This window comes from Natronincola ferrireducens (genome assembly GCF_900100845.1).
Classification (GTDB): domain Bacteria; phylum Bacillota; class Clostridia; order Peptostreptococcales; family Natronincolaceae; genus Natronincola_B; species Natronincola_B ferrireducens.
The window spans coordinates 453,772-470,209 of the sequence record NZ_FNFP01000002.1 but is presented as its reverse complement, the minus strand read 5'-3'; the positions used below and the strand labels follow the sequence as shown (position 1 = coordinate 470,209).

General features: G+C 34.1%; 16 protein-coding genes and 1 tRNA gene. 13 read left to right on the top strand and 4 right to left on the bottom strand.

What is annotated here, in order from left to right:
- The gene (locus tag BLS22_RS07800; RefSeq protein WP_090553119.1) at positions 1 to 1,317 is read right to left on the bottom strand and encodes a D-alanyl-D-alanine carboxypeptidase family protein; all 1,317 of its coding nucleotides are present in this window, start codon (positions 1,315 to 1,317) and stop codon (positions 1 to 3) included.
- Positions 1,318 to 1,576: 259 nt separating this feature from the next.
- Here BLS22_RS07800 and BLS22_RS07795 point away from each other — a divergent pair, with 259 nt between their 5' ends.
- A complete protein-coding gene (locus BLS22_RS07795) occupies positions 1,577 to 2,191 on the top strand; it encodes a helix-hairpin-helix domain-containing protein (RefSeq protein WP_090553117.1) in 615 nt (204 codons plus the stop codon).
- Between the two features lie 40 nt (positions 2,192 to 2,231).
- Positions 2,232 to 3,272 carry a selenide, water dikinase SelD gene (gene selD / locus BLS22_RS07790; RefSeq protein ID WP_090553114.1) on the top strand — a complete coding sequence of 347 codons (1,041 nt, stop codon included), beginning with the start codon at positions 2,232 to 2,234 and terminating at the stop codon, positions 3,270 to 3,272.
- Between the two features lie 60 nt (positions 3,273 to 3,332).
- Here the strand turns inward: selD and BLS22_RS07785 are convergent, their stop codons facing one another.
- Complete coding sequence (locus BLS22_RS07785; RefSeq protein WP_090553112.1) at positions 3,333 to 4,697, bottom strand: alanine/glycine:cation symporter family protein; 1,365 nt, start codon at positions 4,695 to 4,697, stop codon at positions 3,333 to 3,335.
- Positions 4,698 to 5,071: 374 nt separating this feature from the next.
- Between BLS22_RS07785 and selA the strand changes: the two genes are divergently transcribed.
- The 4 genes from selA to BLS22_RS07765 all read left to right on the top strand — a co-directional run bounded on the left by selA (position 5,072) and on the right by BLS22_RS07765 (position 9,065).
- Positions 5,072 to 6,481, top strand: coding sequence for an L-seryl-tRNA(Sec) selenium transferase (gene selA / locus BLS22_RS07780; RefSeq protein WP_090553109.1), 1,410 nt, complete (start codon positions 5,072 to 5,074; stop codon positions 6,479 to 6,481).
- A 14-nt stretch (positions 6,482 to 6,495) separates the two neighbouring features.
- Positions 6,496 to 8,391: a selenocysteine-specific translation elongation factor gene (selB, locus tag BLS22_RS07775; RefSeq protein WP_090553106.1), complete on the top strand. Its 1,896-nt coding sequence runs from the start codon at positions 6,496 to 6,498 to the stop codon at positions 8,389 to 8,391.
- Between the two features lie 119 nt (positions 8,392 to 8,510).
- Positions 8,511 to 8,607: transfer RNA gene (locus BLS22_RS07770), tRNA-Sec, on the top strand.
- A 35-nt stretch (positions 8,608 to 8,642) separates the two neighbouring features.
- Positions 8,643 to 9,065: a Fur family transcriptional regulator gene (locus BLS22_RS07765; protein ID WP_176762099.1), complete on the top strand. Its 423-nt coding sequence runs from the start codon at positions 8,643 to 8,645 to the stop codon at positions 9,063 to 9,065.
- Positions 9,066 to 9,078: 13 nt separating this feature from the next.
- Here the strand turns inward: BLS22_RS07765 and BLS22_RS07760 are convergent, their stop codons facing one another.
- Complete coding sequence (locus BLS22_RS07760) at positions 9,079 to 9,714, bottom strand: nitroreductase family protein (protein ID WP_090553101.1); 636 nt, start codon at positions 9,712 to 9,714, stop codon at positions 9,079 to 9,081.
- A gap of 212 nt (positions 9,715 to 9,926) precedes the next feature.
- Positions 9,927 to 10,127, bottom strand: a complete 201-nt coding sequence (locus BLS22_RS07755) for a DUF378 domain-containing protein (RefSeq protein WP_090553098.1) — start codon at positions 10,125 to 10,127, stop codon at positions 9,927 to 9,929.
- Positions 10,128 to 10,283: 156 nt separating this feature from the next.
- Between BLS22_RS07755 and BLS22_RS07750 the strand changes: the two genes are divergently transcribed.
- From BLS22_RS07750 to queA, 7 genes are all read left to right on the top strand, one after another.
- On the top strand, positions 10,284 to 10,940 hold the full coding sequence (locus tag BLS22_RS07750; protein WP_090553095.1) for a BofC C-terminal domain-containing protein: 657 nt from the start codon (positions 10,284 to 10,286) through the stop codon (positions 10,938 to 10,940).
- A gap of 259 nt (positions 10,941 to 11,199) precedes the next feature.
- A complete protein-coding gene (gene ruvC / locus BLS22_RS07745) occupies positions 11,200 to 11,694 on the top strand; it encodes a crossover junction endodeoxyribonuclease RuvC (RefSeq protein WP_090553093.1) in 495 nt (164 codons plus the stop codon).
- A 24-nt stretch (positions 11,695 to 11,718) separates the two neighbouring features.
- The gene (gene ruvA, locus BLS22_RS07740; RefSeq protein WP_090553090.1) at positions 11,719 to 12,303 is read left to right on the top strand and encodes a Holliday junction branch migration protein RuvA; all 585 of its coding nucleotides are present in this window, start codon (positions 11,719 to 11,721) and stop codon (positions 12,301 to 12,303) included.
- Positions 12,304 to 12,319: 16 nt separating this feature from the next.
- Positions 12,320 to 13,333 carry a Holliday junction branch migration DNA helicase RuvB gene (gene ruvB, locus BLS22_RS07735; protein ID WP_090553088.1) on the top strand — a complete coding sequence of 338 codons (1,014 nt, stop codon included), beginning with the start codon at positions 12,320 to 12,322 and terminating at the stop codon, positions 13,331 to 13,333.
- A 7-nt stretch (positions 13,334 to 13,340) separates the two neighbouring features.
- On the top strand, positions 13,341 to 13,553 hold the full coding sequence (locus BLS22_RS07730; RefSeq protein WP_090553085.1) for a DUF2905 domain-containing protein: 213 nt from the start codon (positions 13,341 to 13,343) through the stop codon (positions 13,551 to 13,553).
- 133 nt (positions 13,554 to 13,686) lie between these two features.
- Positions 13,687 to 15,405 carry a SpoIID/LytB domain-containing protein gene (locus BLS22_RS07725; protein ID WP_090553083.1) on the top strand — a complete coding sequence of 573 codons (1,719 nt, stop codon included), beginning with the start codon at positions 13,687 to 13,689 and terminating at the stop codon, positions 15,403 to 15,405.
- A gap of 5 nt (positions 15,406 to 15,410) precedes the next feature.
- Positions 15,411 to 16,436, top strand: a complete 1,026-nt coding sequence (queA, locus tag BLS22_RS07720) for a tRNA preQ1(34) S-adenosylmethionine ribosyltransferase-isomerase QueA (RefSeq protein ID WP_090553292.1) — start codon at positions 15,411 to 15,413, stop codon at positions 16,434 to 16,436.
- Positions 16,437 to 16,438 lie beyond the last annotated feature (2 nt).

The window sequence follows — 16,438 nt, the reverse complement described above, 5'->3', positions numbered from 1 at the left end:
TTACTTCTTTTTTAATAAGCTTTTACCAATCTTATAGGTAGTGGCATATCCCCCACCAAAATAAACTCTTTTTCTTCTTTTTTTAAGGCGTACATATATAACAAATCCCTGCCATAATAGAAACAATACAATTAATATAACAATAAGATTACGAGGTAGAATGATTTTTTTAAAAAAAGGCTTTGTATCTATGGTGTCCTGGGCAATTAAATTTACCTCTCCCAGCAATTTACCTTCAATAGAATAGATAACCTTTCCTAAAATGTCCCCGGATAAAATAGGAGCCTTTAAACTTTCATCTACAATTACTTCTTCAGTTATTTTAGAAGGATCGAAGCTACTAGGTAGAACAACATTCAATGGGGATTCTGTATAAAGTGCTATTGTATCCTCTGTTCCATTCTTAATAGGAGACTCTAACTTCAATTGATTTTCTTCTATTAAGGAAACTAATTGAAAGTTATCATAACCAAAATCTATCAATACCCTTGAATCACCATATACATTAAGTCCTTGAGCACCCAAAACCACCGCAATAAGACGATGATCGTCTTTATTAGCAGAAGTGATTAGACAGCTTTGTGCATCACCAGTATATCCAGTTTTCACACCATCAATAATGTCATATTTAATGTTTGTATATCTGCCATTATATAAAATCTGATTACCACCACCAGTACCCCATAGAAAACGATTTGTATTTCTGTAATAACGGGTTTCTGGTGTAAACTCTGTAGGTTCAAAATTTAATCTCACAGTAGAAGCAATATCTCTAAAAATATCAATAGACATGGCATGTCTTCCAATAAGGGCTAAATCATAGGCAGTAGTCACATGATTTTTATCAGGAAGACCATGGGGATTGGTAAAATGAGTATTTAACGCTCCCAACTCCTTAGCCCTTTCGTTCATAAGCTTAGCGAATTCTTCTACAGATCCCGAGATACGAACTGCAAACACCTCTGCTACATCATTAGCAGAGCGAATCATCAATGCCTGTAACAGTTCATAGACAGTAAAGGATTCTCCTTTTAAGAGATACATACTGGAACCATCTACATATAAGTCATCCTCGATTGTTATCACTTCATCTAAATCCAAATTTTCTAAGACTAAAATAGCTGTCATTACTTTTGTGGTGCTGGCTGGATAGGTAACCTCATGAGCATTATGGTCAAACAATACCTTCCCAGTGGCATAATCCATTAATACCCCATTGGGAGCAGTAATATTGGGAGCACCGTATACATTAGAAGTACTTCCTATAAAAACAAATAAAAATAATGTAACATATAGAATACCCAATCTCTTTAACATTTTAAGCACCAGCCTTTATTTATACAAATATAATATATACTCTAATATAGTATAACAGATATAGAAAAAAATTTTAAGAATTAATTTATACAATATAAAGGAAAAATAAAGGAAAATCTAGTTATTTTATAGAAATAATCTTTAAATTACAATATGATGAATATTTTTAAAATTTAAATTTCCTTCAAGAATAAATACTATAATAGAAATCTATTGTGAAAACCAATGTAATATGGTATAAAGGGGGAGAGAAGGGTTGATGATTAACTTTAGCAGTAGACAAAAAAATATTGTTATTGTATTTATTGCTATTATTTTAGTAGGAGTTTCTTATAAAAATTATATAAAAGATAAGAAGGAAATATACATTTTAAGTGAGACAAACTATGAAGATAATTTATCTTTACAGGAGAAAGTAATAGATACTAGAATTTCCAAAAAAATAATTATGGTGCATGTTGAAGGAGAAGTGGTAAACCCAGGAATTTATCAACTAGATGAAGAATCAAGGGTTTATAATGCTGTCGAAGCAGCAGGTGGTTTAAAAGATACTGCCAATAGAAAACAAATAAACTTAGCTAAAAAAATACAAGACGAAGAATTTATTTACATACCTGGGGAGGAGGAAGAATATGAGAATTCCTCTGTCAAACCCAACAATCTCCCTAGCAACATCGGAGGATTAATTAATATCAATAATGCAGATAAAACAGAACTAGAAAGCTTAACGGGTATTGGAACTACATTGGCTGAAAGGATTATCGCCTATAGAAATGAAAAAGGAATATTTACAACAATTGAAGAAATACAAAATGTTAGTGGTATAGGAGAAAAAAAATTTAATGATATAAAAGAAAAGATTACAGTAAAATAATTATGTAAACTTTCGAGATATTATGAAGGGAGGATAAGCTTTGTCAACCTCAAAACGATTAACCAAATTAACTACTAGTGCTGGATGAGCGGCTAAAATAGGACCTGATGTCCTGACACAGGTACTGTGTCACTTACCGAAAATGAAGAGTGATAAATTATTAATTACATTAGATACTTCAGACGATGCGGCTGTTTATAAAATAAATGAAGAAATGGCTCTTGTACAAACACTAGATTTTTTTACACCTGTAGTGGATGATCCCTACGTCTATGGACAGATTGCAGCAGCTAACTCTTTAAGTGATGTCTATGCTATGGGGGGGGAACCCCTTACAGCCATGAACATCGTATGCTTTCCTAATTGTCTATCTCCTGATGTCTTAAAGGAAATATTAAAGGGAGGAGCAGATAAAATACTGGAGGCGGGTGCTCTACTGGTGGGGGGACATACAGTTGAAGATGATGAACCTAAATATGGACTTTCAGTTACAGGTATCATACACCCTGACAAGGTTTTAGCCAATAGTACTGGAAGGGAAGGAGATTATTTGATTTTAACCAAGCCCTTAGGTACTGGCATATTAAACACAGCTATTAAAGCTGATTTAGCTAATTCTAAGGAATATGAAGCAGCGGTTATAACCATGATTACCCTAAATAAATATGCAATGGAAGCAGTAAAGGACTTAAGAATTTCTGCCTGTACCGACATTACTGGATTTGGTTTTTTAGGTCATGCCTATGAAATGGCAAAAGGAAGCAATGTATCTTTAGAAATATTTAGTCAAGAAATTCCATTGTTGGAGGGAGCATTAGAGTTTGCTGAAATGGGTGTTATTCCAGGGGGGATGTATTCCAATAAAAGACACATTGAAAAAGAAATAAAAGCTATAAATAATATAAAAGAAGCAGTAGAGGATATTCTTTATGATCCCCAAACATCAGGGGGACTATTGCTTGCCATCCATCCTGACGATGCTGATAAGGCCTTAGCTAATTTAAAAGAAATAGGGAAAAATCAATTTTCAATAGTAGGGAAAATTGTAAAGAAGGATCAACATACAATTTATTTAAAATAAAAGGATTAAAAACAGGGAGTCTAATAAACTCCCTGTTTTATTTGAAAATATTTTGTTGGCTTATTTACCTAATTTTTCTGTAAAAAATTCTTTAGTTAACGAGAAAACTACTCCACTTAATCCCAATAGACCAATTAAGTTAGGGATTGCCATTAAACCATTTAATGTATCGGCTATATCCCAAATAAGGTCTAAGCTACCTACTGCACCAACTAAGATTAATGGTAACCATATAATTCTGTAAAATTTGTTGACACCTGAACCGAAGATATGCTCAGCACACTTCTCGCCATAGTAAGCCCAGCTTAGAATTGTAGAGAAGGCGAAGAATAATATACCTATAGCAACGATAACACCACCAGGACCAGGTAAACCTTTATTAAAGGCCTCAGTTGTTAACGCTGCACCGGTTATACCACTGTCCCATACGCCAGTAGATAAAATAGTTAATGCTGTTAAGGTACAGATTACGATTGTATCAGCAAACACCTCAAAAATACCCCAAAGACCTTGTCTTACAGGATGATCGGTTCTTGCAGCAGCATGGGCGATCGGAGCACTACCCAAACCAGCTTCGTTGGAGAATACTCCCCGGGCAACCCCTCTACGCATAGCATCCATTACCACAGCACCAGCAAATCCACCAACAGCAGAAGCGGGTGTAAAGGCATGTTTAAAGATAAGACCAAAAGCAGCTGGAACATTTGATATGTGAGTAATTAAGATGATAACTGCACCAATAATATAAAATACTGCCATAAATGGTACAATTCTTTCAGTAACAGAAGCAATTCTCTTTAATCCACCAAGGATAACTAATCCTGCCGCCAGGGCTAAAACAATCCCTGTAACCATTGGAGCAATACCATATCCTTCTAAAGCTGCAGCAACGGAGTTAGACTGAACCATGTTTCCAATACCAAAGGCAGCTAAAGCACCGAATATTGAGAAAATTACAGCTAACCATTTAAGACCAAGACCTTTTTCAATGTAGTACATAGGTCCACCAACCCAGCTGTCCTCTGCATTTTTTTCGCGGTATTTGATAGCCAGTACAACCTCTGCAAATTTCGTCATCATACCAAAGAAGGCAGAAATCCACATCCAGAAGATGGCACCAGGTCCACCAAGGGCAATAGCTGTAGCAACCCCTGCAATATTACCAGTACCAATAGTAGCTGCCAGCGCAGTTGCTAAAGCCTGAAAAGGAGTAATATCTCCTTCTGTTTCAGATGCTTCAGGTTTTTCAAAGATTTTCATTAAAGTTTCTTTCATTGTAAAGCCGAATTTACGAATTTGAAGGAAATTTGTTTTAAAAGAGAAATAAATTCCAGTACCTACAAGAAGGACCAACATATAAGGACCCCATACAAGACCATTAATAGTGCTGTTAATGCTTTCAATAGTGTTTACGAAACCTAACATAAAAAACCCCCTTTTCTTAATAATTTATTAAGGATTTAATGTATCAAACTTAAACTTTTAATCATCACCTCCAATTTATTTTTAATATATTAAAATATAAAAGATAATCTATGTAATAAAAACAAATTAATGATAATCCTATTATATTTAATATTATATTTAATACTGCTTAAAAAATAGAACAACTACTATCATTATATTAACAATTAAATTCAATTAAATTGTAACATATTTATTTAAACAATGGAACAAATATTAAGACAATTTAGAATATTGTGCACCCATTAACAAAATTGGAGTTTTTAGGGGGAGTATATTATAATAAAGAATATGTTATACTTTAGAAAATATTGGCTTTTGAGGAGAGATAAAAGATGAAAAAGAAATCCATATTGAGTAGCTTACCCTCGGTAGATCAATTATTGAATCATGAAGATATACAAAAACTTATTGAGGAGATTCCAAGAACAGTTGTAGTAAACAATACTAGAAGCTCTTTACAAAGTTATAGAACGGAAATCTTAAATATGAAGGATGATGACCTAGCTAAGATTTATATAGATATCAACAAATTAATTAAAAATATTGTTATAGAAAGCAAAAAATTTATGGCAATGAATTTAAGACAAGTAATCAATGGAACTGGTGTTGTTTTACATACAAATTTAGGAAGATCCCTTTTAAGTGATGAAATAAAAGATCAAGTATGGACAGTAGCATCTAGCTATTCAAACCTAGAGTTAGATATAGCAACTGGCAAAAGAGGTAGTCGTTATAGCCATGTTGTAGATATCATAAAACATATAACTGGTGCTGAAGAAGCATTGGTGGTTAATAACAATGCTGCAGCAGTTATGCTGGTGTTAAGTACGATGGCCAAAGACAGAGAGGTGGTAGTTTCAAGAGGAGAACTAGTTGAAATAGGGGGGGCCTTTAGAGTTCCTGATGTTATGGAACAAAGTGGAGCAAAGCTTGTAGATGTTGGAACCACCAATAAAACTCATCTATGGGATTATGAAAAAGCAATAGGGGAAGATACATCGGCTTTATTAAAGGTTCATACAAGCAATTACAAAATTTTAGGTTTCACAAAAGAGGTAGCCTTAAAGGACTTAGTAGCATTAGGCAATAAAAGTGGCATACCTGTTATTGAAGATCTGGGAAGTGGTGTTTTAGTAGATTTACAAAAATATGGATTAACCTATGAACCAACTGTTCAAGAAAGTGTAGCCTCAGGGGTAGATATTGTTACCTTCAGTGGAGATAAGCTCTTGGGTGGACCGCAAGCAGGTATTATCGTGGGAAAGAAAAAATGGATTGATGAAATGAAAAAAAATCCATTAACAAGAGCATTTAGAATAGACAAGTTAACAATGGTAGCGTTAGAAGCTACATTAAAACTGTATTTATTGGATGAAGAAAAAATGATTAGTAGCATACCAACCTTAAAAATGCTAACAAAATCACTGGACTTTCTACAGGATGAAGCCCAAAAGCTTTACGATATTCTATTGACAAATAATTCGAATTTCCAATTAGAAATTAAGGATGATTTTTCACAGGTAGGGGGTGGCTCTTTACCATTAGCAAAGCTTCCTACCAAGGTAATTACTGTAAAGCCTAATAGTATGAGTGTATCAAAGCTTGAAGAAAAGCTAAGAACTTATACTATACCCATTATCACAAGAATTCAAGATGATCAGATAGTGCTAGATTTACGGACCCTTAAAGAAGCAGACTATCATATTATTAACGAAGGACTTAGAGATATTACTACGAAATAAAGGGGTGGTCTTAATTGAAAAATATAGTTATAGGGACAGCAGGACATATCGACCACGGAAAGACAACACTGATAAAGGCTTTAACAGGTCGCAGTACCGATAGATTAAAAGAAGAAAAGAAAAGGGGTATTTCTATTGAATTAGGATTCACTCACTTTGATTTACCCAGTGGCAGAAGAGCAGGAATTATAGATGTGCCTGGACACGAGAAATTTATTAAACATATGCTAGCTGGTGTAGGGGGTATGGACATTGTTCTACTAGTAGTTGCTGCTGATGAAGGGGTCATGCCTCAAACAAAAGAACATTTAGACATCTTATCTCTGTTAAATATCAAAAAAGGTATTATCGTTATTACTAAGGAAAGTTTAGTAGATGAAGAGTGGTTACAATTAATTAAAGAAGATATAAGACAAAAGGTAAAATCCACTTTTTTAGAAAATGCAAAAATGATGGTGGTGGATTCTGTTGGGGGGACAGGTATTAAAGAACTGATAACTATCATTGATCAGTTAACCGATGAAACAGAAAGTAGAAATATAAATGCACCTGTAAGAATGCCTATCGATAGGGTATTTACCATTACAGGTTTTGGTACAGTTGTTACAGGAACTTTGGTAGAAGGCAAAATAACTGTTGAAGATACTTTAGAAATATTACCTCAAAAAATTAAAGTTAGGATTAGAAACATACAAGTCCATGGCAACTCTGTAGAGACTGCTTATGCTGGTCAGAGGGTGGCCATTAATCTAGCCAATATAAAAAAAGAAGATATTGAGAGGGGATACGTTCTAGCTCAAGTCAATTCTATGGAAACCACCATGATGATAGACGTAAGAATAAAGACATTAAAGGATGTTTCAAGAGTCATACAAAATAGAGACAGGGTTAGATTATATCATGGTTCAACAGAAATCTTTGGAAGAATTATGCTGCTGGAAAAGCAAGAACTTTCCCCTGGAGAAAGTGATTTTGTGCAGCTTAGACTGGAGGAATCTATTGCTGTAAAAAAAGGAGATCATATTGTAGTGAGATTTTATTCCCCTATAGAAACAATTGGCGGTGCCATTGTTATTGACAATAACCCTCAAAAACATAAAAGGTTTGATAAAAGAGTTATACAAGAGTTAGCTATTAAAGAAAAAGGAACCCCTGAGGATATTTTAGAGAAACATATAGAAAGATATAGCAATCAGTTTCCAGATGCTGCTTATCTTGCAAAGACAACGGTTCAACAAATCGATGAAGTGAAAAAGCTAGTTACCCATCTAGTAGCAGTGAATAGAGTGTTGCTCCTAAATAATACAAATGTATTACATCAAAGCTATTATACAGAAATAAAAGAAAAAGCCTTAGGGTTATTAAAGGAATATCATAAAAGTAACCCCTTGAGGCAAGGAATGATGAAAGAAGAGTTCAAAGGAAAATTAATACCTAACAATGCTGGTAAATCTGGAGATGCTTTATTAGCGTTACTTGAGAAGGATGAAATCATCAAGGTTTTAGGAAAGTATATTGCTTTATATGATTTTGAAATTTCCTTTAATAAAGCACAGATTCAAATTAAATCTATACTAGAAGAAAATTATTTGAAAGAACCCTTCGCTACCCCTAGGTTAGAGGATGTAATAAAGTCTATGGAATTTAAAAAACAGGAAATAGAACAGGTGTTAGAGTCTATGATGGCGAAGGAATTGATGAAAATCAGCAGTGATATTGTGTTACATGAGAAAGCTTATCAAAAATCAAAAGATCTATTAATTCAATATATTGAGAAGCATGGAAGTATATCCTTAGCAGAGTTTAGGGATTTATTAAATACCAGTAGAAAATATGCTGTTGCATTACTTGAATATTTTGATAACAATAGGGTCACAAAACGATTAGAGGATAGAAGGACATTGTATTAATAAAAGGACAGTGTTAAAAATTCCCATGTGGGAAATTTTGTTAATAGTATCCTTGTCATATTAAAAATAATGTGCTATAATACACTAGTCATAACATAATTAACACTTATTTTTATAATGGGAGTAGATGGGTGCTGGTGTGCCCTCTGGTCTTCAAAACCAGTTCGAGGGGTTAGTAGCCTCTTGGGTGGGTTCGATTCCCACGTACTCCCGCCAATTATATACCCCAGTAATTCTAGGAGAGGATTTTATTGAGGGAAGCATTAGAAATATTACTTAAGAAAAAGGGTTACAAGATAACCACCCAGAGAAAAGCAATTTTAAATGTGTTTTTAAACTCACAAAAACATCTATTAACAGCTGCGGAGGTTTATGAGCTTGTCAGCAAAAATAACCATTCTTTAAATTTTTCAACTGTTTATAGAAATTTAGAGGTACTGTTGAATACTGACTTGATAAAACGTGTTAACTTAGATAATGGTGTAAATAGTTATGAACTAAACCTAGATGATCATCATCATCATTTAATTTGTTTAAAGTGTGGTTGCACTGAAACCACTACATATTGTCCCATGGAAGAAATAAATAAATCCATAAATCAGATATCCGACTTTATACCTACAGATCACAAACTAGAGATATATGGATATTGTGGGAAATGCAATAAAGCGTAGCCAAAGGCTACGCTTATTCTATTATCGTTAACACTTCATCTAAAGGTTTTCTTGGGGGACTAGTAAGCTCACTTTCCTCTGGAACTCCTAGAGGTGTCATAGCTGCTAGATAATAACCTTCTTTTTTAAAATTCACTGCAGTTTGGATTTCTTTAGCAGCATAGTTTGGTCCTGTCATCCAGCAAGTACCATAGCCCTTGTTAGCTGCTGCCAGTAATAAATTTTCCATAGCTGCACCTATATTTTGGATTCCTGAGTTAGCCATGGCAATCCCATTAGCTTCAACTTCTTTGCCTACAGCCTTTAAAATATCGTAGGCTGCACTGACGTAAGGACCAGCAAATATTAAGATTAACACAGGAGCATCCTTAAAAAAGGTATGATAATGTATAAATTTTAGAAGATTCTTTTTTGAATCCTCATCATCTGTATAGCTGGCAATTTCATGGGTTTTATCATAAATAATTTTTGCCACCTCTTGGATTTTGGTTGAATTTTTTACTACAACAAAATGCCAATTTTGCATGTTCTTACCAGAAGGAGCATATGTAGCAGCTTTAATAATTTCTAAAATATCTTCTTGGGGTATGATAACATCCTTAAATTTTCTTACACTATGTCTTTTATAAATAAAATCTAATTGGCTCATAAATCCACCTCCATTTTTCTATATATTAACAAAAAATATTCTAATGTTCAATGCTCTTAAACTCTTTTAGTAGGTGGACAATATATAATATTTTCATGTTTTTTAAAAAAAAGACAGTACTAAAAAAGTATTATCTTCAGATTATTGACAAACCCACAAGTTTTTGCTTGTGGGTTTGCCAACTTCAAATATTTCCTTTTAAAATTTTATGACTATTCTTTTGTTGTTGTTCGTTCTCTAAACAATAGACTAATACAATAGGCACCTGCAATTCCAACTAATGTATAGACAGCCCGACTTAATAAAGCAGATTGGCCACCAAATAAAGAGGCTACCAAATCAAACTGAAATAAGCCTATAAGTCCCCAGTTTAGGGCGCCTATTATAACTAGAATAAGAGCTAATCTGTCCAATTCCTCAACTCCTCGCTATATTATAAATAAATTTCTTTATTAGTATGTATCAGTATAAAAAGAATCATACATGAAAATTATCAAGTTAACTGGTAAAAGTATAATTTTAAAAAAATTGGATAAAATAACCTCCTAGATAGAGAAGGAGGTTATTTTATGTTTACAAGAAGAAAAAAATTTCCCTTTAAAATGATTTTTATTTTGCTAGCCTTTAGTTTTATTTTTGCAGGATTTTTCATAGGATATTATCGAATAACACCTCCAGGAAATCAACCACCACCAATTACTGAAGAGGGAAATCTAGAAACTGAAGTAGACCTTAACGACATAGAGCCGGACCTAAATACAATAGACATGGTAGAAGATGAAAGGCCTGTAACTCATTATGAGGACAATATTGGGGAAGAGACAAAAATAATTTATAAAACCTTTTATACTGTTTGTCAAAGCACATTAGAAGAGACTTTATTACCCATTGAATCCATGATTGGATTAAATAAAACAGGATTTCAGGAGTATTTAACAATAAATAATCTATTATTTGATGTAGAAAATTTCTCGGCTGATGAAGTAGTGGTATTCCAAACAAAAGATGCTATAAGCCCTAAGTATTTTAACACCTATCTTGTTACAGAAAGTGACGGCTATATCGCTATTTATCGTATTGATGAGAGGGGAGATAGAATATTAATAGAAAAAACACCTATTTCTATTGCCGTCCTCCCCCATGTAGATCAAGAAAAGCTTAAAAGAGGTATTTTTAGAAAAACTAGAGCTGAGGTTTATCAATTATTGGAAGACTATAGTAGTTGATAAATGCAAAATGAGATTTAATTTATAGGAAATCTCCTCAATACAACAAAACTAGAAAGCTTCTTACCCATAAAAACGATGTAGTCCATTATAATATAGGATTATGTCGTTTTTTTAGTATAGTCCTAGTGATTTTTGTTCTTCTAAATGTCGATTTTTACTACATAATGTGTTACACTATGAAATAGCAAACAACTTATTGACAAAAATTAAAGAGTAAAAGAGTGAAACTTGTTTCGTAGGACTGGAGGAATGAATTATGATTATATTAGGCATCGACCCAGGAATCGCAATTATGGGCTATGGTATTATCAGCTATATAGGTAATCGCTTTGAAGTCATTTCCTATGGGGCAATTACAACAGACAGCAAAACCCCTACACCAGAACGTTTAAAGAAAATTTATAGAGAATTAAATGAACTAATAGAAAAATACAAACCAGAAGCTATAGCAGTGGAGGAGTTGTTTTTTAATACCAATGCTAAAACGGCATTATTAGTGGGCCACGCCCGGGGAGTTGCAGTACTGGCAGCCGCAAACAATGAAAAAGAAATATTTGAATATACACCTCTACAGGTTAAACAAGGGGTTGTAGGATATGGCAGGGCTGAAAAGCACCAGGTTCAACAAATGATAAAAACCATACTAAATTTAGATAAAATTCCTAAGCCAGATGATGTAGCTGATGCATTAGCTGTAGCTGTTTGTCACGCCCATTCAGGAAATTTTAAAGATTTGTTTAGGTTAAAATAAAGATAGGACTTTGGAGGGATTAAATTGTATGAATATATAAAGGGAACAGTAAGCGATGTATTATTAGATAAAATCATTATTGAAGTAGGAGGAATAGGTTATCGTATCCATAGTTCTTTAAATAGTGGAAGTAGTATACAAAAAGGAGATACGGTTACAATTTTTACCTATCTTGTAGTAAAAGAAGATGAGATGAGCTTATATGGGTTTACTACAAAAGATGAGTTACATATGTTTCAACAGCTAATATCAGTTTCTAAAGTAGGTCCAAAAGCAGCAGTATCCATACTATCCACCCATACTCCTAAAAAACTAGCAACCCATATTTTAGCTAAGGATATAAACAGTATTTCTAAGGCCCCAGGCATAGGAAAAAAGACTGCTGAGAGAATTATTGTAGAATTAAAGGATAAAGTTAGTCAGTACAGCCTTGTTATGGAAAAGGAGGACATGTCAATTGATATGGCAAGCCACTATGAGGTTGTGGAGGCTTTAGGAGCCTTAGGCTATAGTAAGCAGGAGGTTGAAAAAGTTCTGCATTCCATGAAAGATAAGAACTTATCGACGGAGGATATGATTAAACAAGCCCTAAAGCTGCTAATGAGATAGGAATGGAGATGGAAGAATGTTTTCAGAAAATGATGAAAGAATTGTAACAAGTAATATACGTAGTGAAGACCATCAGGTGGAGAATGGTTTAAGGCCTAAACAACTGGAAAATTATATAGGTCAGGATAAGGTAAAAGAAAAGCTAAAGATATTTATTGAGGCGGCCACTGCTAGAAAAGAAGCATTAGATCATGTGCTTTTATACGGTCCCCCAGGACTAGGTAAAACAACCTTATCTAATATTATTGCCAATGAAATGAATGTCAACATACGAATAACCTCAGGTCCTGCCATTGAAAGACCAGGGGATTTAGCGGCTATACTAACGAACCTTTCGGAAAACGATGTGTTATTTATAGATGAAATACACCGACTTAATAGAAGTGTGGAAGAAATATTATACCCCGCTATGGAGGATTTCGCTTTAGATATTATTATAGGTAAGGGTCCCAGTGCTAGATCTATTCGCTTGGATTTGTGTAAATTTACTCTAATAGGAGCAACAACAAGGGCCGGTTTGCTAACATCACCTTTACGGGATCGATTTGGCGTCATATGCAAATTAGATTTATATAATATTGAACAATTGACATCTATTGTAAAACGTTCGGCACATATTTTAAATGTAGACATTGAAGTGGAGGGAGCAGTAGAAATAGCATCCCGATCCAGAGGAACCCCTCGAATTGCCAACAGACTGTTGAAGCGGGTACGGGACTATGCTGAAGTTAGAGCTAATGGCAAAATAACAGAAACGGTGGCCAAACAAGCATTAACATTGCTGGAAATCGATGAACTAGGCCTAGATAGTGTAGACAAGAAAGTGATTGAAATAATTATTGAAAACTTCAATGGCGGACCTGTAGGTATAGATACCTTAGCGGCTTCAACTGGAGAAGAGAAAAATACCATAGAAGATGTTTATGAACCCTATTTATTACAAATAGGATTTATGAATAGAACACCTAGAGGTAGAGTAGTAACTGACAAGGCTTATAAGCATTTTAATATTCCATATAAAAAGGAGTAGTTGTAAAATGGAATCCTTGGGAAGAATTTTAATCACTATTGGAATGGTGATATTATTATTGGGGGGATTACTCTTGATAGGAAGCAAATTTGGTTTAGGAAAATTACCTGGAGATATTTTTTTGCAGAGGGGTAATTTCACCTTTTATTTTCCTTTCGTAACCAGTATTATTATTAGCATCCTATTAACAGTTATTTTAAATTTGTTGTTCAGAAGATAGAACCCCTTACGATGATGTAATATTACAAATTCTTTACAGATATACACACAACAGGAATTATGCTAACATTTGTCGAAATAAACACGATAGGAGATAATTGTAGAAGTTTTTGAACAAGGGGGATGAATTTTTCATGAGAAAAGGAAAGCTGCTTTTGACACTATTATTAATAACCATTATGATATTAGCCAGTATTCAAACTACTTTAGCCTTTGATAAATCTAAAATACCTATACATATAGAAGTAGGTTTATTCTTTAATAGTACTGCTAAATCAACTCTTCTTTTAAAGTCTGTTCATGGATTTGAAGTGGGCAGGTTTCCTGAGAACCAATTTATAACCCTACTAAACCTGGCAGACCACAATGAAATTATATTAAGAAAGGACACCTACTATAGGGGTTCCGGTAGAACCTTCGTAGAATATACAGGAGCTATCGACAATATAACAAACCTTCAGGGACCCTTTCATGTCCAAATTGGAGAGGTATTCAATAGTCAAAATGATGCATCTATTTTTATAAAATCCCTTAACGGTTTAAAGGATAAACCCTATTTAGTTTATGAAGGTGGTTGGAAGGTATTTATAGGGTTATACATAGATCAACAACAGGCCCAGACCAATGCCAGTGAAATACAAAACATCACTAATCAAACTACAAAGGTTATTTCTCCATCACTAACTAGAGTTCAAGTAATGGATACAACAGGACAACCATTACTTATGTTCGATAGTCAAGAGAACATTTATTTCCGTGAAGCCCATGTTAAGCAAGATGTACCTTTAATAAATGTTGAAGGTAGATATTATCGGGGTGCTATTACAGCAAAACGCTTGACTAATACCCAATTAAACAATGGCAATATGTCTATTGTCAACAAATTACCGCTGCAGGAGTACCTATATGGTGTTGTACCAAGAGAAATGCCAGCTTTATGGTCTTTAGAAGCTTTAAAAGCTCAAGCTGTGGTTGCTAGAAGCTATGCTGTATCAAATATAAATAGATTTAGAAACCTTGGTTTTGATTTATGCAATACCACAACATCTCAGGTATATGGTGGACATAGTAACGGCCAGGGGGCTTTAGAGCATATAAATAGCAATAGAGCAGTAGATGAAACCCATTCAAGGATTCTAACCTATAATGGACAAATAGCCAATGCCTATTATCATTCTAATAGTGGGGGCCATACGGAAAATAGTGAAAATGTATGGTCAGCAGTTACACCCTACATTAGAGGTGTTAAGGATGACTTTTCTCTAGGAGCCCCAAACTCCCAATGGACAGTGGTCTTTACAAAAGATCAAATTAGAAACTTCCTAAGCAATGAAAATGTTCATATAGGTGAAATTATTGATATAAAAGTTACTAACGTATCTCAATATGGCAGGGTCCAAGAACTAATAATTTATGGAACACAAGGAAATTATGTTTTGATAAAAGAACATACTAGAAGAGTTTTAGGTGGATACACACAATTAAAAAGCACATGGTTTACTGTAAATGGTGGAGGGAAAAGTGAAAATACCAGCGGAGACCTAGCTGTAATCAGTAGCAATGGTGTAATTAACTCTATTGATTTATCAAACAAGTCTATTGTTTCATCAACTGGAATTACACAAATTGTAAATACTTCTAATATAAAAATATATAATGGCAAAAACTATAGAAGTACAGAACAAAATTCTCAAGTTTCCTCTGTAACTTCTTCGGATGTATTTGAGTTTGTTGGGAAAGGTTTTGGACATGGTTTAGGTATGAGTCAATGGGGAGCAAAAAAGATGGCAGAGGAAGGCTATAGCTATTTAGATATACTTACCCATTATTATAAAGGTACAAAGGTGGAATAATATTGATGAGGACAAAAGACTTTTATTTTGATTTACCCCAAGAATTAATTGCTCAAAAACCACTGGATAAAAGAGACCAGTCTCGATTAATGATATTAGATAAAACAACAGGTGAAATCACCCATACTTTCTTTTATAATATAATTGATTTTTTAAAGGCTGGAGATTGTCTTGTGTTAAATAATACTAGAGTTCTTCCCGCTAGGTTAATTGGAGAGAAGGAAGGGACTGGTGGCAAAATAGAATTTTTATTGTTAAAGAGAATAAAGCTAGATACATGGGAGACCTTAGTGAAACCTGGGAAAAAGGCTAAGATAGGTACTACATTTAACTTTGGCGGTGGAGTACTTAAAGGGAAAGTAATTGCCATTGGAGAAGAGGGTTCTAGGATTGTAGAGTTTGATTACGATGGAATTTTTGAAGATATTCTAGATCAGTTGGGGAAAATGCCACTGCCTCCCTATATCACCGAAACGCTAGAGGATAATGAACGCTACCAGACGGTATATTCTAAAAACAAAGGTTCAGCTGCTGCTCCTACAGCTGGACTACATTTTACAGAGGAACTACTGGAACAAATTGAAAAAAAGGGTGTAAAAATAGCCTATATTACCCTTCATGTAGGTTTAGGAACCTTTAGACCTGTAAAGGTAGAAGATATAGAAAGTCACAAAATGCATTCTGAGTATTATATGATTAGTGAAGAAGCTGCCAAGATCATTAATGAGACGAAAATTCAGGGTGGCAAAGTAATAGCCGTAGGGACTACTAGCTGTAGAACCTTAGAATCTGCGGCAAATGCTACAGGAGAAATGAAGGAAGGTAGTGGTTGGACCGATATCTTTATTTATCCTGGCTATAAATTTAAAGTTGTAGATAACCTTATTACCAATTTTCATTTACCAGAGTCAACTTTAATCATGTTAGTCAGTGCTTTAGCAGAAAAAAATCAAACAATGCATGCCTACACAACAGCAGTAAAGGAAAAATATCGCTTCTTTAGCTTTGGGGATGCAATGTTTATTAAATAGAA